The following is a 224-nucleotide window of genomic DNA, read 5'->3' as shown; positions in this document are numbered from 1 at the left end:
ACACGTGGAGCTGAATGATACTAATCGGTCGAGGCTTTGATCTAGTCTATGGTTTGACAATTGATGAACTTCAGTTTTCAGGGAACAAACCCTGAAGGTGATTGACACGTCCGATGGACGATGTTAATATTTTCTTTGTCTGGTGGCGATAGCGAAGCGGCCACACCCGTTCCCATGCCGAACACGGAAGTTAAGCGCTTCAGCGCCGAAAGTAGTTGGGGGTC

General features: G+C 48.7%; 1 rRNA gene. It reads left to right on the top strand.

From position 1 onward, the window contains the following. Window positions 1-138: 138 nt before the first annotated feature. Window positions 139-224 (top strand): 5S ribosomal RNA (gene rrf, locus KNP76_RS15745); the annotation flags it as partial.

This window comes from Exiguobacterium sp. s150, from assembly GCF_018618435.1.
GTDB classification, from domain to species: domain Bacteria; phylum Bacillota; class Bacilli; order Exiguobacteriales; family Exiguobacteriaceae; genus Exiguobacterium; species Exiguobacterium alkaliphilum.
Note: the sequence above shows the minus strand (reverse complement) of the source record. Positions and strands in the feature narration are given on the sequence as shown.